Source organism: Reichenbachiella sp. (assembly GCF_039944555.1).
Taxonomy (GTDB): Bacteria; Bacteroidota; Bacteroidia; order Cytophagales; family Cyclobacteriaceae; genus Reichenbachiella.
In genome coordinates this window covers 1-20,522 of sequence record NZ_JBDUYN010000009.1, presented here as the reverse complement: position 1 = coordinate 20,522, position 20,522 = coordinate 1, and the positions used below count along the sequence as shown (strand labels likewise).

The 20,522-nt window shown below is 41.0% G+C and carries 14 protein-coding genes; 11 read left to right on the top strand and 3 right to left on the bottom strand.

Annotated elements, in window-relative coordinates; all coding sequences use genetic code 11:
- Positions 1-49 precede the first annotated feature (49 nt).
- Positions 50-631 (bottom strand): SiaB family protein kinase, encoded by a 582-nt coding sequence (locus ABJD64_RS16475; RefSeq protein WP_348181679.1) that lies wholly within the window; start codon positions 629-631, stop codon positions 50-52.
- Positions 632-1,134: 503 nt separating this feature from the next.
- Between ABJD64_RS16475 and ABJD64_RS16470 the strand changes: the two genes are divergently transcribed.
- Positions 1,135-2,250 (top strand): hypothetical protein, encoded by a 1,116-nt coding sequence (locus ABJD64_RS16470; RefSeq protein WP_348181678.1) that lies wholly within the window; start codon positions 1,135-1,137, stop codon positions 2,248-2,250.
- A 3-nt stretch (positions 2,251-2,253) separates the two neighbouring features.
- Complete coding sequence (thrS, locus tag ABJD64_RS16465) at positions 2,254-4,194, top strand: threonine--tRNA ligase (RefSeq protein WP_348181677.1); 1,941 nt, start codon at positions 2,254-2,256, stop codon at positions 4,192-4,194.
- Positions 4,195-4,294: 100 nt separating this feature from the next.
- Here the strand turns inward: thrS and ABJD64_RS16460 are convergent, their stop codons facing one another.
- Positions 4,295-5,251, bottom strand: coding sequence for an FKBP-type peptidyl-prolyl cis-trans isomerase (locus ABJD64_RS16460; protein ID WP_348181676.1), 957 nt, complete (start codon positions 5,249-5,251; stop codon positions 4,295-4,297).
- A gap of 156 nt (positions 5,252-5,407) precedes the next feature.
- On the opposite strand from ABJD64_RS16460, the gene mnmE reads away from it, so the two are divergent.
- The gene (mnmE, locus tag ABJD64_RS16455) at positions 5,408-6,763 is read left to right on the top strand and encodes a tRNA uridine-5-carboxymethylaminomethyl(34) synthesis GTPase MnmE (protein ID WP_348181675.1); all 1,356 of its coding nucleotides are present in this window, start codon (positions 5,408-5,410) and stop codon (positions 6,761-6,763) included.
- An 87-nt stretch (positions 6,764-6,850) separates the two neighbouring features.
- Positions 6,851-8,161 (top strand): hypothetical protein, encoded by a 1,311-nt coding sequence (locus ABJD64_RS16450; RefSeq protein WP_348181674.1) that lies wholly within the window; start codon positions 6,851-6,853, stop codon positions 8,159-8,161.
- 92 nt (positions 8,162-8,253) lie between these two features.
- Here the strand turns inward: ABJD64_RS16450 and ABJD64_RS16445 are convergent, their stop codons facing one another.
- The gene (locus ABJD64_RS16445; RefSeq protein ID WP_348181673.1) at positions 8,254-9,336 is read right to left on the bottom strand and encodes an agmatine deiminase family protein; all 1,083 of its coding nucleotides are present in this window, start codon (positions 9,334-9,336) and stop codon (positions 8,254-8,256) included.
- Positions 9,337-9,654: 318 nt separating this feature from the next.
- On the opposite strand from ABJD64_RS16445, the gene ABJD64_RS16440 reads away from it, so the two are divergent.
- From ABJD64_RS16440 to ABJD64_RS16410, 7 genes are all read left to right on the top strand, one after another.
- Positions 9,655-10,068 (top strand): hypothetical protein, encoded by a 414-nt coding sequence (locus ABJD64_RS16440; protein WP_348181672.1) that lies wholly within the window; start codon positions 9,655-9,657, stop codon positions 10,066-10,068.
- 774 nt (positions 10,069-10,842) lie between these two features.
- Complete coding sequence (locus ABJD64_RS16435; RefSeq protein WP_348181671.1) at positions 10,843-11,340, top strand: O-linked GlcNAc transferase; 498 nt, start codon at positions 10,843-10,845, stop codon at positions 11,338-11,340.
- A gap of 75 nt (positions 11,341-11,415) precedes the next feature.
- Complete coding sequence (locus ABJD64_RS16430; RefSeq protein WP_348181670.1) at positions 11,416-11,628, top strand: SPFH domain-containing protein; 213 nt, start codon at positions 11,416-11,418, stop codon at positions 11,626-11,628.
- Positions 11,629-11,821: 193 nt separating this feature from the next.
- Positions 11,822-12,772 (top strand): hypothetical protein, encoded by a 951-nt coding sequence (locus tag ABJD64_RS16425; protein WP_348181669.1) that lies wholly within the window; start codon positions 11,822-11,824, stop codon positions 12,770-12,772.
- Positions 12,773-13,079: 307 nt separating this feature from the next.
- On the top strand, positions 13,080-16,211 hold the full coding sequence (locus ABJD64_RS16420; RefSeq protein WP_348181668.1) for a CHAT domain-containing tetratricopeptide repeat protein: 3,132 nt from the start codon (positions 13,080-13,082) through the stop codon (positions 16,209-16,211).
- A gap of 487 nt (positions 16,212-16,698) precedes the next feature.
- Complete coding sequence (locus ABJD64_RS16415) at positions 16,699-19,737, top strand: hypothetical protein (RefSeq protein ID WP_348181667.1); 3,039 nt, start codon at positions 16,699-16,701, stop codon at positions 19,735-19,737.
- Between the two features lie 11 nt (positions 19,738-19,748).
- Positions 19,749-20,522, top strand: a 774-nt coding sequence (locus ABJD64_RS16410) for a hypothetical protein (protein WP_348181666.1), incomplete at its 3' end; no start/stop codon positions are given.

The following is a 20,522-nucleotide window of genomic DNA, read 5'->3' as shown; positions in this document are numbered from 1 at the left end:
GAATGATAATTTGTAATATGTTTTCTCAATTTGCTCATATAACTCAAAGCTATGAAGCCTCTGCAAGTTTTTTTTCTATTTCCCGAGGAACCCTTATCTGAAAAGTGAAATAAGAATATTCATCGTTCACTTTATGGAACTCATAAGATAATTTTTGCCCTGTCTTTCTGGCAATTTCCACGAACCCCAATCCTGCAGTTCCTTTATCTGAAAACTCTCCATTGTAGAGAATCTCTTTATATAATTTCTTAAGACCATCTTTATCCAACGCGTTGATATTATCAAGTTTGGACTGTATGGTATTTATTTTTGTATTTGGAATGAAATTTCCAGTCATGATGTTATAGAACTTTTTCCTGGCAGTAACTAATAACAATCCTGATTTGGAATCGTAGGTGTCGATTTGATTGGTTTCATCCGCCACCTCGTCCATGTGATGATAGAGGTTTTGTATGCATTCTGTAGCGGCACCATAAAATTTCTTTTTAATCAATCTATCTGATTCGAGTTCCGTTATTCTTCCATCAAGTGTTTCAATAATTGAGGTAACCAGATCAAAGGTGACTTCACCCTTATACATCAGAATGATGTTGGTGTCGTAGATGTTTTTATATCTCTTTAATAAATCCATTTAGTCCAAATTGTCCTTCAAATCACATTTTCGAAACAAGTTTACTACCAGTAAATCTGCATTTCAAAAAAGTAAAGATACCTGATCAATTACTAATCTCAATAATTTACTAACATAAATTGGATTATTCAAAGAAAATAACTGCTATTTGTGTGTCGCAAATTAATTGCAATTGCATTTTGACATCAAGCAAATTTTGAAATGAATTTCAATTCCCTTCTCATAACTAGCCAACCTGTAAATTGATCAAAAATCAATCTTGAATTTTACCAAGATTTGTGGAGATAACCAAATTTTAGGTTTGAATTGTCGTTTTTTTAAGAGTTTTGGTCATGTCGCTTAGGAGTATTACCTAAAGGATTTTTTTTAAGTTGAGAAAGCACTTAAAAGGAGTGGAAAAAATGTTTTTTTTGTGACTTCGAACATTACTGAGTTCTCGTGCGCCGAATATTTAAATTCCGTTACTTGAAGGCAATTGATATTTTGAATTTAACCAATATTGTATGATCCCCAGAGCGAATCAAAATTGCAGGATACTCATCTCGGTGTTCCTGATCATATTTGGTGCTTTACAAAGCTGTGAGCAAAGATTTGGCGCATTGCCTATTTATAATAGTTTAGAGCATGAGGCTCGGCGTTCGCAGGAACCGATTATATTGACAGAGGTCGATTTAAGCGAATTCGATTTCAATGATTTGATTCAATACTTAAAGCTTCATGAACAGATCAATTGGTCAGGCATAACGGAAAGCGAGTGGAATGATTGGTTAGATAGGTTTAAGGAAAGAGCGGAGGTGTTAGAACTGGCTTCAGATTTTTACTTAAGTCGAGGTAATCTTGATAAGGCACTTTTTTATAATACTCAGGCTGAGAAAAAAGGTGCCAACAGCACGGAGTTCTTTAAGAAAAGAGCGAAAATCTATATGTCCCTTGATGCGCACGAATTGGCCATAGACTATATCAATAAGGCTGTGATGATCAATGGAAATGATCCCGATATTTATCTGTCAAAGGGGGATGTGTATATGAGATTAGGCGATTCTGCCTCAGCTCTACAATACAAAGAGCAGGCATATATGAGGGATTCGAACAGGTTAGATATTGCGTTTGATTTGGCCCATCTGTATGTTTCTGCGGGCGTCGACAATAAGGCGCAGGCATTTACTCAGATGCTAATTGATAAGGATTATCGGAAGAACGAAGTTGTTTACCTAAACGTGGGGTTGTATAGACGGTCAGGTGAGAATGAGAGGGCTAATGCACTTCTGAAGTCCTTACTGGATTCTAACGATGTCGAAGCTGGTTTGTCTCTTGTTGATCACTTCAGCCAGCAGAATTGGTACGATTCGATAGTTCATTATGCAACTCTGGTGCTAAAGTTGGATAGTGTGAACGTGTCGGCTATGGAGGCTAAAGCGATGTCGTTTGAGCAGAAAGGCTATTTTACGAGTGCACTGATCTATTACCAACAAATGTTGGACATTGATTCTTTGAATAAAGAAGCCTTGGAAGGAATAAGGAAAGTCAATGGAAAAATCGCATATTTGCGCAAATTAAGGGAGCAAAGGGAAGCTATTCCTACTTTTGACTTTGCCTCCCCAATAAAAGAAACAAATTAATTGATGAGTGACGCTAAAATTAACATTACCCTTCCCGATGGTAGTGTAAAATCAATGGACAAAGGAGCGACCGGTATGGATGTTGCCTTGAGTATCAGTGAAGGCCTGGCAAGAAATGTTTTGGCCGCTGAAGTAAATGGTGAAATATGGGATGCTTCTCGGCCAATTACTGAAGATGCGAGTGTGAGCCTACTCACCTGGCAGAACGAAGGGGGCAGGTCTACATTCTGGCATTCGTCTGCTCACCTGATGGCGGAGGCTTTGGAAGCGTTATACCCGGGAATCAAGTTGGGAATCGGACCACCTATTGAAAATGGCTTCTACTATGACATAGACTTTGGCGATCTAGTATTTGATTCAGAGAATCTGGAAGTTCTAGAGAATAAAATGCTCGAGTTGGCACGCGAGAAAAATGAGTATATCCGAAAGGATATCTCCAAAGCTGATGCAGTTGCTTATTTCAAGGAGAAGGGAGATGAATACAAGTTGGACTTGCTTGATGGTCTTGATGATGGAACGATCACATTCTATGAGCAAGGTAATTTTACGGACCTGTGTCGGGGTCCGCATATTCCTCATACTGGATTTATTAAAGCAGTTAAGATACTAAACGTAGCCGGTGCCTATTGGCGCGGTGACGAAAAGAACAAACAACTAACCAGATTGTATGCTGTTTCATTTCCTAAGCAAAAAGAGCTTAAGGAACACATGGAATTGCTTGAGGAAGCTAAGAAGCGAGATCACAGAAAACTAGGAAGAGAATTGGAACTGTTTACTTTTTCTGAAAAAGTAGGTCAGGGCCTGCCACTTTGGTTGCCAAAAGGCACCATGCTCCGTGAGCGGCTCGAGCAGTTCATGAGAAAGGCACAGATAAAAGCTGGCTATAAACCAGTAATTACGCCGCATATAGGAAATAAGGAATTGTATGTGACGTCCGGGCACTATGAGAAGTATGGAGAGGATTCATTCCAACCCATTGCTACTCCACACGAAGGGGAGGAGTTTTTTCTGAAACCAATGAATTGTCCGCATCACTGTGAGATTTATAAATCCAAACCGCATTCTTATAAGGACTTGCCGATTCGTTATGCAGAATTTGGCACTGTTTACAGGTATGAGCAAAGCGGCGAATTGCATGGATTGACAAGGGTACGTGGATTTACTCAGGATGATGCTCATATTTTCTGTACGCCAGATCAGGTCAAAGAGGAGTTTACTAAGGTGATTGACCTGGTTCTTTACACGTTCAAGGCATTGGGATTTGATGATTATACAGCTCAAATCTCGCTGAGAGACCCTGAGAACAAAGCCAAATATATTGGCAGTGACGAGAATTGGGAAAAAGCAGAACGAGCCATCGTAGAGGCTGCTGAGGAAAAAGGCCTGAACACTGTGACCGAATACGGAGAGGCCGCCTTTTATGGTCCGAAGCTGGATTTTATGGTTAAAGATGCGTTGCGTAGAAGTTGGCAACTGGGAACAATTCAGGTGGATTACAACTTACCGGAGCGATTTGAACTGGAGTACATAGGAGCAGACAATGCGCGTCATCGTCCCGTGATGTTGCATAGAGCACCTTTCGGTTCACTCGAAAGATTTGTGGCCGTCTTGACGGAGCATTGTGGCGGAAATTATCCGCTTTGGTTGACGCCTGATCAAATTGCGGTATTGCCGATTTCTGAGAAATATGCGGATTATGCGCAAAAGGTATTTTCATTGATGGAGGAAAATGACATACGCGGATTTATCGACCACAGAGATGAAAAGATTGGTAGAAAGATTAGAGATGCAGAAACCAAGAAAATTCCTTTCATGCTGATTGTAGGAGAGAAGGAGCAGGAAGAAGGAAAGGTAAGTGCCCGTCGTCATGGAGAAGGTGATTTAGGAAGTTTCACTCAAGAGGAGTTTATTGACTTATTCAGAAAGTCTGCATCTATTGACTGAAAAAGACTGGATTAGATACTTCAGAAATAATAGAAACAAGCAAGCCCGAATAGCCATTGTGCTGTTCGGGCCTTTTTATTCAACACCTGTTTATTTTCTGCTAGTTCAGTTCTATTAGTTCAACTTCATAAACGACAATTTTATATGAGTCCACCAGGCTGCCGATGTACCCCTCTTCCCAGAGCTCCTGCCGGATGGTGCCAGGTATTACCTTAACGCTTGCCCCAAATCCAATATCAGCTGGCATGATCAATAGCGCTTTTTCGCCTTCCCTCATTTTTAAAACACCTTCTTTAAAGCCTTTGACCAGTTGATCCGTGTCCAGTCGCACAGTAAGTGGTTTGTCTTCTTCCGTTTGCTGTATAAGCGTACCGTCCAGATAAGTTCTTTTATAATGAATTTTAGCCGTGTGGTTAGTAGCGGCCTCTGCTCCGTCACCCGGCTCCAACGATTGAAAGAAAAGGCCCGAATCAGTAGAAGTGATTTCTTCGGAAATATTGGCAGTGATATGATCTCTGATCTGATCCAGCTGTCGCGCGTAGATTTGCGCTTCGGTTGAAATATCTACAAGTTCCAGATCTACAATAAAGTTGGTATTGGGAACGAACTGATCTGCATTGCCATAAGCGTGATAGGCCAGGTATGAGGGCAAATAGAGTCTGATTTTTTCCCCCTTCTTAATTGTATCAAAACCATAGTTTAATCCATTAGGAAGGATATAATTCCACCCAAATCTTAATAACGTGCTGTCTTCATTTTTTGATTCTAACAATTTACCATCTAATGTCTTGATCTCATATTTGATGGCTAGTACCTCTCCAACTTTTGGTATTTGACCTGTCTGGTTTTTTGTAAGCATCTCATAATAGAGCCCATGATCAGATTGGATGGCGTTGATACCATTTTCGCTGAGGTAGGTTTCAATCCGAATATCACTGGCTTGCTGTAGCTTTTCAAATTCAGATTCTGGAGTACATCTTACCAGAAATAAGGTGCTGGTCGCTGCGATCAGCAGCAGAATCTTTTTGTTTAAATATTCAAAGGAATAGTTATTCATGCTTTTTTATTATTCGTATGTTCCACATCAACTACAAGACACTGTTGGGATGTGTATGGTTGGAATGAAAGAATGAGTTTTAACCAAATTTGATGAGCTAATTTGAGTGTGTGAGTTTCACAAGAGAGCAGGGTGGTTATCTTTGCAGCTATGCAAATGAATGATACCATTGTGGCTTTGGCAACTGCTCCCGGGGTGGGGGCTATTGCGGTGATTAGATTGTCGGGGGAGAGTTGTGTGTCTGTGGTTTCAGAACTTTTTTCCGGAAAGGATCTGACTAGACAAAAGTCACATACAATTCATTTTGGTAATTTGATGGACGGCGAAGCTATTGTCGACGAAGTGCTGATCTCTTTGTTTATTGCTCCTCATTCATTTACAAAAGAAAACAGCGTGGAGATCTCTTGTCACGGGTCTTCTTATGTAGTCAATAGAATCATTCAACTATTGGTCAGATCCGGAGTACGTTTGGCAGAACCCGGGGAATTTACACAGAGGGCTTATCTCAATGGCCGTTTTGACCTGGCTCAGGCAGAGGCTGTGGCTGATTTGATCGCTTCCGAAAATGAAGCCGCTCATGCGACGGCACTGAATCAGATGCGAGGCGGTATTTCTAATGAGATAAAGACCTTACGAGAAAAGCTTGTACATTTTGCTTCCATGATCGAACTCGAACTTGATTTCTCGGAAGAGGATGTCGAGTTTGCTAGCCGCAAGGAGCTGAAGACGTTGATAGAGAAAATAGATGTGGTACTTGTGCAACTGATTGATAGTTTTCAGTTGGGCAATGTGATCAAAAATGGCGTACCGGTAGTGATTGTAGGCAAGCCCAATGCCGGAAAGTCCACTTTACTCAACGCACTGCTGGAAGAGGAAAAAGCGATTGTGTCGGATATCGCAGGGACTACCAGAGACATCATAGAGGATGAATTGAATATCAACGGCGTGAAATTCAGGTTCATTGATACTGCCGGCCTAAGAGAAACCAAGGACCAGATCGAGGCGATAGGCGTGGAGCGAGCCGAGCAAAAGATGCAAGAGGCCTCATTAATCATGTATTTGTTTGATTTGTCCACTGAATCTCTTGAGGTCATTTCCGATACGGAACAAATGCTTGTGGAGAAAAACAAACCTTACATTCTGGTGGGTAACAAGCTGGATAAAGTTGAAAAGGAGGAGGCTTCACTGAGTAACAACGAGCATTACGTATCGATTTCGGCCAAATCCAAAAGTGGCGTAGATCGGTTGAAAGAGCTGATCTGGTCCAAGAGCCAAATGGACAACTTCCAGCCTGGCAACGTGGTCGTCACCAACGCCCGCCACTACCAAAGCCTGGTGAACACCCAAAACTCTTTACACGACGTCCTCCGTGGCATCGACAATCAAATCACCAATGATTTCCTGGCCCAGGACATCCGTCATGCTTTGCACTTCCTTGGAGAGATCACTGGAGAGATTACGACGGACGACCTGTTAGCCAATATCTTTTCGAAATTTTGTATCGGGAAGTGACGTAGTAAAGTTAATTTTGAATTTCCTTATAAGAAAATTGCTTGAATCAATTTCGTAAGAAATATATTTTAATCCAGTAATACAACTATGAAAACAACCAGCTTGGCTCAAAATGCCATAGCGTGTGCGCTCTTGCTTTTTATGTTTCAGATTAGCTCTTGCGATGATGAGAAAGAGGAGATGGAAACAGTAGAGCCGACCGTGGTTATACCGAAGATCAAATTTGATAATCTTTCAGAGAGATTCTTTTTTATAGGCGATGTGCTAGCCATATCTGGAGAAAACTTCCTTCATGAAAATTATGAGACCGAACTATATGTCAATGGCCAATTAATCAATTTTTCACCAGATTCGAATCAACTAATTGAAATTCCAATTACCGATGAAATGGCCAGTGGGAATAATACCTTTCACGTGAAAATTGATAATGTTCAAAGTGATAAAATGAGCTTCTTTCTTATGTCAAGTGGATGGCAAAAAATTAATGCCTTTGAGTCGAACGATATCGTAAAATCATATGTGTTTGAGAGCTCAAACAAAATATTTTCCCTTGTAGATATAGCATCAGGCCCAAATTCTTATTACGCAATTGTGAAAGCTCTTCACGCGGATTCATTAGGGTATGAAGAGGCTTCTGTCGATTCACCTGGTGCTAACTTAAGTGATTTGAAAATGTATGACGACCAAGTGGGTGTGGCCGCTGGTGGAATGATAGGGTATTTTACAACCAATTCATTTCAATCTTCAACTACGTTTGGTGATTTAGAATCATATGCATTCGAAACTCAAGTTTCTTTCATATCAACAAACTCTTGCATCATTGCGGATGCGTTTGGTGGTCATGTATTTACTGAAGATATGGGGAGTACCTCTTTCGTCACCCAGCCATTTAATTATCTGAGGAAGGCCCGTGAGAACGGTGCCTCTTACTATGGTACTATTAAGTCTCGTGGTCAGTCCACAAGTGGTGATTACTATGCATTGGGGTACTTTTATAGAAACCAACCTCATCGAAATTTGGTGATAAAATCGTCGAATGGGTATGATGCATGGGAGATGGTCGATTCCACTACACTCCATACCAATATGTCTAGTGCTAAGTTTATTGACGAAGACTTAATTCTGTCCAAAACTGCCGAAGATGTTTTGGTGTCAAGTGAAGATTTAGGTGTGACCTGGAGTGATATGAAAACGGAGGTTGAATCATTTTTTATCAAAAGTAAATCTGAGTGGTATATTGTTTCGAATGACAATTTACTATTCACTAATGATTCAGGTAGTACCTGGTCTGTGGAATTAGAATTACCTAAGGATTCTGAAGTAAATCACATCCACTTTTCCGAAAGTAAAACCATTTTATCAGGCAATGCAGGATTGTTGTATATAAAGCATGATTGAATAGCATTCGTTTTGGCGTTGCTACCAGTGATCTGTTGGCCAATATCTTCAGTTGTTTTGTATCGAGCTATAAGGCAAAAGGGAAACAGTATCTATTTCGGTTGTTGTTGAGTGACACAATGAATCGCACCACCGTCTTTCCATAATTCGAGGACATTGATACCAACTACTTTTCTGTTAGGATATAATTTCTGAATAATTTCGTTGGCTTCTGCATCCGTTGATTCATCGTAGTTAGGTACAACCACTGTTCTATTGCCTACATAGTAGTTCATATAGCTACCTTCTGCTTTTATGGCAATTGGTAATTCTACCCTTTTGTATAATTCTCCCTTTGCATTTTGGGCAGATGATAAAACTTCATGCTCCCCTGGGGAAAGCATATATTCTCTGGCATGAGTAAGGAGTACATTACCTTGTGCAAATCTGGCAAAGCCATCAATATGATAATCTGTAATATCCTGCCCCGCTATACCATCTAGCCATACAAAGTTGGTAACGCCGAGGTAATGTTTGAAAAAGGCTTCTGCTTGTTCCTGAGTTAGGCCAGGATTTCTGTTGGTATTCAAAATAGAGCTTCTGGTAGCCATCAACGTCCCATAACCATCCACTTCAATGGCTCCTCCCTCAAGCACCATTTCAATATCTACTTTTGAAACACCAATTGCATTGCTGACATGAAATGGAATTTGATTGTCAAACTGGTAATCAGCCCTATTTCCCCATCCATTAAATTTCCAATTGGAAATTATCAAGTTGTCATTTTTATCACGAACAAAAATAGGTCCGTTGTCTCTTGACCAAACATCATCCGTTTTAGCTATTAAAAAGTCTATTTTGGCCATTTCTACATTAGCGTCTCTCAATAGTTGAGTTATTCTATTTTTCTCCGTTTCATCATAGGCTACAATATGCACGATTTCTCCTTCATGCAAGGCTTTGGTCATAGCAACCCATATTGGGTCGTACCTTTTTGGTACTTGCTGACCATAAGTGTATTTATGTGGCCATTGCAGCCACGTTCCTTCATGTTCTTCTTCTTCACCTGGCATTTTATAGGTGACAACATTCTCAGGAATTGTTATGTTGGGCGCGATCATATCTTTATTACAACCTGATATGGATGTTGCAAAAAGGGTGAAGGCGATAACTGTTGAAACCATTTGCGTTTTCATAATATCTTTTTTTGTTGAAATATGAGGTAAATGTATTACCGCCGATTAAACCTCAAAAAAATATTCCACCAAAGCGATTATTTTAGGCATACAATGCCCAATAGATGGAATTAGAAAAAAACGACCTTTCATGCCCTAAATGGATACATCAATGCTTCGGTGATATTAAAGAAATAGAATCTCCTAATCCCAAAACAGCGCCTGCATGCCTCAACCTGTGATTTCGCGGGCTGAACGAGAATTTTTTGAGTTTGAACGAACAAATTCACTTCCTAAATTGGATGCAATTAATTTCGATTCAGAAATAAAGCAGAGAAAATGAAATTAGTAAATAGTATCACCCATAAGGGATTATCAATCATATATTCGAATTTGTCTAATCTTGACCATGATATAGCTAAGTCAACGATGCAAAGTACTGTGGGCGTTATCACAGAGATGCCATTAAAATCTGTCTATTCTTTAATTAACATGGAAGGACTGGTGTTGTCACGTGACCTTATTGCTGAAATTAAATCAGTAGGAACGGCAAACGCTCCATTCGTAAAAGCAACCGCCATTTGTGGATTGAGCCCCATGGCTAGTTTTTTGGCCAATTCGGTAATTAAAGTGACAAAAAGAAATGCCAGACTTTTTAAGACCCCGGAAGAAGGAAAAGACTGGCTCTACCAGGAAAGCTTGAAACCCAATCCAGGCGAACAACTACCCAATAGACAATTGGTTGTAGTCTAAGTAGTGGTTGCCAGCACTTTTTGATCAATTCCTTTTTACGTAGAGTAAGGTTGTTTGAACTAAGTCATGTTTTTCAAGTGCATCTAGTGTGGGTGAGATGGCCACAATAATTTATTGGCGAATATCTTTAGTATGTCTTGTGTCGGCAGGTGATTCTTTATCAGCTAATTCTTTAGAATAATTCTAAATGGATGATAAATACTAAAAATTTAACCTAATATTTGTTTGTAATAAAAAATTTTATGAACATTGCATCTCTAAAGAAACAGAAATGAATATTTACACATTACATACGAACAGTCAAGCGCTGAAGTCCGAATTCGGAATAACAGATGTGTATATGAGATGGCCTGGTAAAAGTTAACTTTTCTAGAAAGAAATTGGAACCCAGGCCCTTAAAGGTCTGGGTTTTTTGTTTTTAATGGATTTTATATGAGAAATACATATTTGAAATACATATGGAGCTTACGTCATGATGATCAAAAGAACCTCACTTTTGAAACAGGAGAGGTATGTGAAAAAACAATAGTCGATAGTAATTATACTTGATAAATTATCATTTTAATAACTAATTAAACCCGACTATTTAAAATGGTCGGGTTTTTTGTTTTTAAGGCAGCGATACAAATCGAAATGGCCTATGGCTCAACGGTTGGTGTGCATGCCTTATACGCATGTGATCCCGGGCGGTACTCAGTTGCGGTCGAATCCAGGACTCACGCAATAATGAGATGCTAGACATCAACGATTTTTTTTAACTAAAACGCTAGAGCAATGACTATGCAAATTTTGGAGCAGTACATGTTGGAAGCTGATAGGGCATTCGAGCAGCAACTGTATCTCGAAGGCAAGAGATATCTTGAAGATGCTCTTGCCGAAGAACCTACTTATGGTAAAGCGCACAACCACATGGGTTGGTTGTATTTGTATCACCTTGACGAAAGTGAAAAGGCAGAACTACACTTGAAGCTGGCATTGAAATATGCGGCTAACTATAGTGCGCCGTACATTCACATGTCTCACCTGTTGTTCGAGACTGGTCGATTCGAGGAATTGCAAATCCTTTTGGACACCGCGGCTGATGTGCCTGGAGTACCGCAATCATTCCTTGCCAATGAGTTTGGAAGATTGAATGAAATCCAGGGTAGATATACGGCAGCCATCAAGTGCTACAAAGAGGCCGTAAAGTGGAGTTTGAATGAGCAGGAAATAGCCATTGTAAAAGACAACATCAATAGATGTAAGAATAAAAGATGGTTCTTTCTATTCTGACAAACCCACAGGATCAGTGGAATCATATATTCCACTGATCTTAAAAATTATTGAACAACGTAAATAAAATTAACCATGCAACGAATAACTATACAAGAAGGAACGATAGGTCTGGTGTTTAGAAACGGGGAGTTCTCCAGAACCATCAGCGAAGGAACGTACTGGATCTTTCCGTTTGAGACGGTGGTTCAGTTTGAGAAGGACAATCGTGTCGGTGCACATCCGGTATCAGATGCCTGGGTACAGAAACGAATTCAGGCAGTCCATCAATCGCTCTTATCGAAATAAGCGAGTGTAAAGAAGTGATTTAAACAAACCATAAATAATATAATCATGAAAAAGCTACAGCAAAGTCGTTGTGATCGACCGCTGATTTGTGTGATCCTATCAGAAACCTGAAGGTACGCTTGAAGGTCCTTTTCAGATTAGTGCGAATCAGTTGCTCTGTTAATTGATTTCAAACTTTAAATCTGAATTGGTCATGACACCTTTAGAAATTGAGTACATCACAAAAGTGGTGGGTTCAAATCAAAAACAATTTTATTACTTCAAGGATAAATATGCCCTGCAAATGTTGCGATACCATGTAAAAGAGCATGTTCATATTAATGAACTTCGGAATTCAAAATTTCGAAATCTTCTGGATAAGGAGCCTGTAAGAGAAATGATGGGAGTCGCTGGGTCTGGTAGTATCAGATCAGGAGCTTTGGATAATTATTTACCAGCGGAAGGTAGAGTTTTCAACTACACGCTTTCTAAATGGGGAGAATATGTCCAACACCGAAATGATGATTGGTATCAAACTACTCGGCCTGGCCTCAGTTTGGTGCTCCAATTAAATTTTGATTCGCGGCATAATTATAAATATCATCAATGGATCAGAAAATGTGATGAAGACAATCCATTCGAGTTTGATTGTCATCCGATTGCAGAAACCAGAAATTACACCATGTCCTGGTGTAGGGTTGATATTAACTTGGATTCTGGAGAAGCACTCATTGAAGAGATTCAAAATGATTGGTTGAGAGAAGTTCAAGGTTTGAAATGCATGTTGGCCAAACACCTGGAAAAGCCTGAAAAGAAGAGACTGGGACATTGGTTTTTCTCCCGGTATAATTTGACTGATTTTCAAAAGTATTGTACCTACATAGAATACTATCAGCGGATTTGGCCGGAGGCTACTTTGAGCTTGGCTATTCATTTCCTGAAACAGGAAATGGGTCTTGATACCATCTATTACCATGACTTTGACAGTGGAAATCATTTAAAAAAAATAATGCATATCAAACCACCGAAATCATTGTATACGAAGCTTCCTAAGAAATTTGGCTTTGACGTAACTACTGAAGCACCAAATTTTTTGAAAAAGGAAAAATATCTGAAGAAGAAACTCAGGAACAAGGATTTGAGATGGTGGATATTAAAATTATAATTTCAAAAATATAGCAACTTTAAAAGCAAAGCTGTACTCAGCCTATCTGTAAAAATGGTAATGTGGTGATTTCAGGACATTCAGAATGTTTGATAATCAGACTTCTTTCTGTTCCGAGACACCAATTACCTTTTTTACAAAATGAAGAAGCCTATAAAGCCAATTTTGATTCCTATCAGGCCAGCTTTTTTGCTTACTGAAAGTTGCAGTTTTCGATCGATTTATGTTCGTTTGATTGGATTCCAAACTTTAACTTTTGTTTCGTAATATTTTTCGTATTTTGGAGTCAAAATCATCTTAACTACTCATGAAAAAAGTACTTAGCCTAATTGGTTTTGTAGGTGCGTTCCACTGGGCGAGCCTTGCCATGCCAATTACAACCGTTGCAGATACTTCTCTTTGGCAACAAAGGTTCGAACAGGCGATGGAATTAGATAAAAATGGTAAATATGACAGCGCAATTCTAATATTTACCGAATTGAGCCAATTATATGAAAATGAAGGGCTTTGGGAAAAGTCAATTATTTCGCTCAATAATGGTTCTATAGCTTACCGAAGAAAAAAAGATCTCAAAGAGGCTGAAGAACTAGCGTTGAGATCATCTGAAAACTGTGATCGATACCTTGGCAAAGAACATTTTGAAAAAATAAGGGCACTTGATAACCTGGCAATCATCTGTTTTCATAAAAACGAGTATGATCGTGCATTGGACTATAAAAAGGAAGCTATAAGAATAGCAGAAAAAATATTGGACGATGATGATAAGTATAAGTCTGGTTTGTATGAAACGCTGGCCAGTATTTATGCTCAGACTGGTAACAAAAAGGCAGCCTTGAAATGGTTTCTCAAACGTTTGGATTGGCAATTGACTAACGATCCAGGTGATTCAATAAAATTGGCTACCACATATTCAAATCTTGGCGTGGTCTACATGCAAATGGCATACGAAGATTCTGGGAAATATTATATCACGCGAGGATTAGAAATTAGAAAAGCCGCACTGGGGAATTATCATCCCAGACTTGCTCATGATTATATGAATCTTGCCTTTGTTTTTGTGAAGGATGGTAATCTAAAAAAGGCACTGAATTATGCACAGTCTTCACTGGACATACTTAAAAACTCCAATGGAATTCAATCCTATGGAGTGGGAAGGGCCTATAACCTTTTGGGTATTGTTTATAAAGAAATGAAGTTATATGATAAGGCGCTCGAATATTATGATAAATCTGCGAAAATCTTGTTATCCAAGTTAGGGGAAAGTCATTCTGAGATAGCAGTCTTATATAATGGTATGGGTATGCTGTATGCAGGAATCGGTGACGATGAAAGGGCGTTGGAATATTTAGAGAAAAGTAAAAGTATTAGAGCAGCAATTTATGGTGATAATTCGATGCCTGTTGGACTTTCATTGGATGCCATCGCTGTATACTACTTCAATAGTAATGACTTCAAAACAGCCAGGACCAATTTTATCAAATCACGAGATATATTCATGCAATCCGAGGGTGAAGTAAACCTGAAAGTATCGAATGCCAATTATTTCATTGCCGAAACGTATCGCAAATCTGGGTTGTATCATGAAGCTCTGCCTTATTATCAAAAGGCACTGACATCAAATCATTTTTCCTTCCGGGATAGCTCTATTTATGAACTGCCATCGCTCGAAGGCTTTGTTGATCGAAATGTATTATTGAAGACACTAACTGGCAAAGCCATGACGTTTGCTAAGACTGATGAATTGAATCACTCGCTTTTGAATTTTCAGTTGACCGATACTTTAGTCGACCGAATGAGAAGAAGTAATCTGTCGTGGGATGATAAAATTAGCCTTTCGGAAACTGCAGAAGAAATATACAAAAATGCAGTCTCAGTAAGCATGCAATTATATGATCAAACAAAAGACCAGTCCCACTTGCATCAGGCTTTTTATTTTACTGAAAAAAGTAAGGCTGCTATCCTGGATGAGTCTTATTCAACCATGTCAGTAATCGAAAATAGGCTTATTCCCGAGGATCTGTCGGCTCTGGAAAAGTCTATTCTTCTTGATCTCGATTATTTTCGATCAAAATTGAGAGGGCTGCAGGTACAGGACGATTCGGTCAAGAGCACCGAAGTGGTGCAATATCAGCATGAGATATTTTTAATAGGTAGAAAAAAAGACTCCTTAGAACAAATTCTCAGAACACAATACCCTAAGTACTACCAGCTAAAATACCAAACGACAGCCGTAGGAGTAGATGAACTGCAAAAGCAAATTCCGGATAAAACATTGATCATCGAATACATAATAAGTGATAGTATTTTGTACACCTTTTTGATTGATAAAAACAATTTTGACGTTCTAACATCTGAAATCACGGACAAGACCTTTAAACAACTAAATTCCTTTTTGAAGAACATGTCTGAGGGACCGGAAATATCCCAATTTCAGAGTCAATACGATGAATATGTATCTCAATCTCGATACCTATACAAAACCTTTCTACAAAGGCAACTCGCAACCGTGAATGAGAATGAGGTGGAAAGTTTGGTCATCGTCCCATCAGGTCCATTATCGTATTTGCCTTTCGAGATTTTACTCGGAAGTTATAATGAAGGGACAGATTACAATTCGCTAGACTATTTGATAAAGAGCTATAGCATAAGTTATGCATATTCTGCTCAATCATTAGTTCATCAGTCTCAAAGTCAAACCACCAATGAGATGGAATATCTTGGTTATGCTCCCTCGTATCAGGAACTGGAACCAGCTCAAAAAAATGAACTTAAAAAGTTTAGAAATTCACTGGTCAATCTTGAATGGAATCAACATGAAGTTGAGTCTGTTGGGAAGAGTTTGGCAGGTACATATTATCTGGCAGATCAGGCAACAGAAACTAATTTTAAAGAGCAAGTATCTAAATCCAATATAGTGCATTTGGCCATGCATGCACTAATTGACGACCAGGAACCTATGCGGTCTAAATTGGTTTTTAATTCACATATGGACTCCCTCAATGATGGATTCCTTCATACCTATGAGTTGTTTGACTTAAAGATCAACCCCGAACTGATCGTGCTAAGCGCTTGCAGTACCGGGGCTGGAGAATTGGAACAAGGTGAAGGAATTATTAGCCTGGCCTATGGATTTGCCTATGCAGGCTGCCCCAGCATTGTATCTAGCCTTTGGCCGGTGGATGATAAATCGACAAGCGATCTAATGATAAATTTCTATCAGTATTTGGACGAAGGAATGACTAAAAGTGAGGCGCTAAGGCAGTCCAAGCTTTCTATGATAAACGGAAATGTACACAGCGCCAATCCATATTACTGGGGAGCATTTGTGTTAATAGGTAACTCCGGATCTCTACATCAATCGAATCAATTGATTTGGTATTTGATCCTTGGAGGATTGGTTGTTGTCGTTTTGATTGGCTTTAGAAAAAGGATATTCTAACCAAAGTAGCTAAAAGGTGACCACTTGACCAGTTACAAGGTATCAGCAGTAGCGTAGATATTTAAACAACTCATGCGTCTACTCTCCAACTTGACTTTTACATGTTCACCACTTTTGTTTTGTTTGATTTGTTTATTTCCGAACGGCTTTCTGCGACCATGGATAGATCGCATTTCACAAAATTGGTAAATCAGAAAAGGCGCAAACTATGCGCTCATCCCATCATTAACATGATCCATATCAGTTGCGAGCAACTATAAAAAGGAAAATTTTGCGAAATAAAATTTTGTTTGTAACATAGTATCAGCATTCCGAGAAGGATTAATTGCTTACTACAATCGTCGACCTAACCTAAGAATGATTTGGTTGTAGGAAACAAGTAATTGGTCAAACATACTTTTTCAATGAGGTCCATGACAGCCATGGCGCCAATGACTGAATGCTGTCTCCCCATCCATGTAGTGTATTTCACTTTAGCAAAGAGCATATGAAAAAGTATACTTGTGTCTTGATGTGCCTATTGATAGGCGCGACCTTTTCTCCGATTTATAGCCAAAGTGTCAGCACAGGCTACAGCGATTTCTTACCTCCCTCGCCCAGTGCGGGCGCCTCGGGTGCCTCTGGTGGTGGATTGGCCCAGGGTATGAGCGGTGTTTCCATCCCATTGGCCAATTTCGCGACCAATCAGTTGTCAGTGCCGGTATCCCTGAGCTATTACTCCACGGGTACCAAAGTAGACCAACTCGCTTCCAATGTTGGCCTGGGCTGGTCGCTCCAGGCAGGAGGAGTCATCACTCGTACCGTTAGGGACGACAGGGATGAGGTTAGCACTTCGGCATATCCCACGGATATCTATACGCTCACTACCGAAACCCTGGACTTTTTGGAAAATGCCACCGACCCGGATCAGGACTTCGATACCGAACCAGACTTGTTTTCTTTCAACTTCATGGGTTACTCCGGTTCTTTCGTTATTGATAGCCATGATACGATCAGGGTCATGCCCTATCAAAATCTACGCATTGAAAAAAATGACAGTCTGGACTATATACATATCACAACTCCTGATGGCATCCGGTACGAGTTTGGCGGTACAGGTGCTACAGAAACCTCCAAGTCCTGGTATTCTGGTACCTACTGCCAGTCCAGTTCGAGTGGTTATGCAGATTCGGTAAAAACGGCCTGGCACCTTAAAACCATTATTCATCCGGTGGAAGGACAAATTGATCTTGAGTATGATACGGCCTCTTTTTCTTATATCGCCGGAAAGACACAAACCTACTATGATACACTTTCCAGTGGAAGACCGGCAGGACAACCCTTCCCCATCTATCCGGCCGACAATTGCGATGTCAACATCAAGACAGACGAACTGATCATAAAAAAAATCTCAGCTACCCACTTTGGAAGTATCGAATTTGCATCAAGTGAAAGGCCCGGAATAGGAAATACCAAACTGGATTCGGTATTTGTAAAAAGTGCCAGTGGTGATACTCTTCGAAAGGTTCTGTTGAAGTATGAATTTACAGCCAATGATCGAATGTTTCTTACTCAGGTCACTGATATTGATGCCGATTCTACACAGGAAGGGCTGCATGTATTTGACTATTACGACATTGAAAAACTCCCGGAGCGGTTAAAGTTTGCACAGGATCACTGGGGATACTACAACGGCAAACTAAGTTCAACCTTTTTGCTGCCCACCTACGATACGATTGCTGATGCAGGCGATGCCTCAAAGGCCGCTGTTTTTTCTTCTTTTACCAAAGCGGACCGGTCTGCGGATGCCGACTATGCAAAATATGGGATGCTCAGGAGTATCGTATACCCCTCAAGTATGTTCACCACCTTCGAGTATGAGGCCAACATCCTGAGCGATGCAAGCATCACGGGTGGGCTTCGATTGAAAGGCGTGGTCAATCACGATCCTGTGACAGGGCAAAAAGACAGCACACGATACTACTATGGACAAGCGACCAGCCTGACCACTTCAAGCGGGCAGCAATCTGAACGCCCTGATTTTTGGTCCTATTATTCGGAGTTTACCAATCGCCTGGAAAACACCAATGATAGCTGCAACTACTATGGATGTACTTATGCCTCCTTGCAGTCCAATTCGCTCAATTCGCTGTATAACACCCGGGGGTACCATCTGTCTTATGAATATGTCACGGTAGTCAAAGGGGACAGTCTGGACAATGGAGGAATCACCTACCAGTTTTTGCAAGCAGCAGATACTTCAGGAACTGTGGTATATGGAGAGTTGATCAGCGGCACCCCACTGAGCAACCGAGGTTGGAACGATGGCCTGCTTAAGAAAAGTGAGGTTTTCAAACTTGATGGAAGCGGCAACCCGGTTGTTCTCCGAAAGACCGAACACACCTATCAAATGGATTCGGCCAACTATACCGAAATACCGGCGGCTGCGATAAGGAAAACGTTCGAGACCGATTGTGAACAAACCACACTGGTACCCTGCACTGATGAAAACAACGATATAGAATACCTGATCTTTTGCCGTACACAACACACACACAACTACACCGGCCCCATAGGGGAGTGTATAGCAGCAGATAATGACAACAGCATCAAAGTGATCGCAGTGCCACCTTGTGTGGGTTACGATCCGGGAGATACGGTGGTGGTATCCAGTATTTTGAACAATGTGGATGTCGTAGAGTATAAAAATTACTCCTTCTGGCAATACTTGAAATCCACCACCACCAGCCAGTACGATGAAGACGGCAACAACCCGGTCACCACTACGGTGACCTACCACTATGATAGTGCCTCCCACGCCCAGCTCACCTCAGTAGATAGCGATGCCAGCATAGAAGGGACCATCACCACCAGCTACACCTATCCGCAGGACTACGGAGGTAGTGGAGGGGCGGTGATTGACAGCATGGTCAGCCGGCACCTGGTAGGTATCCCGGTAGAAACGATTAAAAAAGTAGGAAGCAACGTAGTGTCCGCCGGGGCAACGAAATTTAGCTACGACAGTACCAATGACTGGGTCGTTCCCGAAGTGTTTTATGCCTGGGAAGACACCGGTGGTACCTTTACAGCATCCTCCAATGGAACTACCTTCAGCAGCTACACCAAAAAAGGAGAAGTGTTGGCCCGTGACAACAAAGGACAGGTAATTAGCCAGCGGGCAGAGAATAATATCATTAGTTCGGTGATTAGAGGTTACAACCAAACACTCGTAGTAGCCAGCATCACCAATGCAGACACTGCCCAGGTCAAGGCCGCCTTGCCTGCCTTGGGTAATGATTTGAGTGCCGGCACAGGTGCCCTGAGCGGTTCAGATATAACCACGCTCAAAACTGCCCTGCCACAGGCCTTGATCACGACCTATACCTATAAAATAGGCTATGGCGTGGAGACCATGACCGATCCCAACGGTCGCACGACCACCTATGTCTACGACGACTACGGACGGGTCGAATATGTGAAAGACCACGACGGCAACATTCGAAGTGCCAGCGAATATCATAACAAGAGTCAGAAGTCTAACCAATAATCCAAAGAACGATGAATAGCAATAGAATCATAGAATCGATAAATAAAGGGTTATTGGTTATTGGCATCCTATTGATGCTTAGTGCGCTGGCCTTGGCCGGAAATAATGAAGAGGACAACAAAACTGTATCGGGAGTTGTTGCCAACGCTACCTCAGAAAACCCTAAAACTTCACCGACTCCTCCGGGAGCACCCGCTGATCCTACCGGGTCAATTACAGAATCAGGTACTTGTGGAAATAAAACCCTAACACGTACCCATTCTCCACCACCGGGAGATGTTTGGTACTGGCAAACCTCTTACAATGGAACGAGTGTAACTTATGACGCCTCAACCTATTCAGCGCCATCTACAGGTACCTACTATATCAAAGCCTATAAGCCCTCCAGTCAGCAATGGAGTAATGGATACCTATCAAAATCCGTGACTATAAACAGTCTTCCGTCCACACCAGCTACACCTAGCGTCAGCAATGGCTGCACAGGGTCGACCCTTACGCGAAGCAGCTCCGGAAGCAATACCTGGTATTGGCAGACCAGCAGTGGCGGAACCAGTACTTCCAATAGCTCCACGACCTACAATACGACCGGCTCAGGTACGATGTACCTACGGGCCAGAAGCAGTGCAGGCTGCTGGTCTACAAACTCAGCAAGTCGTACCTATGCAGAGTTGGCCAAGCCTGCCACACCGGGGAGTATCAGTGAAACCAACAATTGTGGCAATACCGTACTGACCAGACCTACGCCGCCGCCTACTCAGACCTATTATTGGCAAACTAGTAATGGT

Excerpts from the sequence above, each read along its gene's own strand:
- ABJD64_RS16475 (WP_348181679.1), bottom strand. The coding sequence starts at position 631 with ATGGATTTATTAAAGAGATATAAAAACATCTACGACACCAACATCATT.
- ABJD64_RS16470 (WP_348181678.1), top strand. The coding sequence starts at position 1,135 with ATGATCCCCAGAGCGAATCAAAATTGCAGGATACTCATCTCGGTGTTC.
- ABJD64_RS16430 (WP_348181670.1), top strand. The coding sequence starts at position 11,416 with ATGCAACGAATAACTATACAAGAAGGAACGATAGGTCTGGTGTTTAGA.
- ABJD64_RS16460 (WP_348181676.1), bottom strand. The coding sequence starts at position 5,251 with ATGAATAACTATTCCTTTGAATATTTAAACAAAAAGATTCTGCTGCTG.
- ABJD64_RS16440 (WP_348181672.1), top strand. The coding sequence starts at position 9,655 with ATGAAATTAGTAAATAGTATCACCCATAAGGGATTATCAATCATATAT.
- ABJD64_RS16435 (WP_348181671.1), top strand. The coding sequence starts at position 10,843 with ATGACTATGCAAATTTTGGAGCAGTACATGTTGGAAGCTGATAGGGCA.
- ABJD64_RS16425 (WP_348181669.1), top strand. The coding sequence starts at position 11,822 with ATGACACCTTTAGAAATTGAGTACATCACAAAAGTGGTGGGTTCAAAT.
- ABJD64_RS16445 (WP_348181673.1), bottom strand. The coding sequence starts at position 9,336 with ATGAAAACGCAAATGGTTTCAACAGTTATCGCCTTCACCCTTTTTGCA.
- ABJD64_RS16415 (WP_348181667.1), top strand. The coding sequence starts at position 16,699 with ATGAAAAAGTATACTTGTGTCTTGATGTGCCTATTGATAGGCGCGACC.
- ABJD64_RS16450 (WP_348181674.1), top strand. The coding sequence starts at position 6,851 with ATGAAAACAACCAGCTTGGCTCAAAATGCCATAGCGTGTGCGCTCTTG.
- mnmE (WP_348181675.1), top strand. The coding sequence starts at position 5,408 with ATGAATGATACCATTGTGGCTTTGGCAACTGCTCCCGGGGTGGGGGCT.
- thrS (WP_348181677.1), top strand. The coding sequence starts at position 2,254 with ATGAGTGACGCTAAAATTAACATTACCCTTCCCGATGGTAGTGTAAAA.
- ABJD64_RS16420 (WP_348181668.1), top strand. The coding sequence starts at position 13,080 with ATGAAAAAAGTACTTAGCCTAATTGGTTTTGTAGGTGCGTTCCACTGG.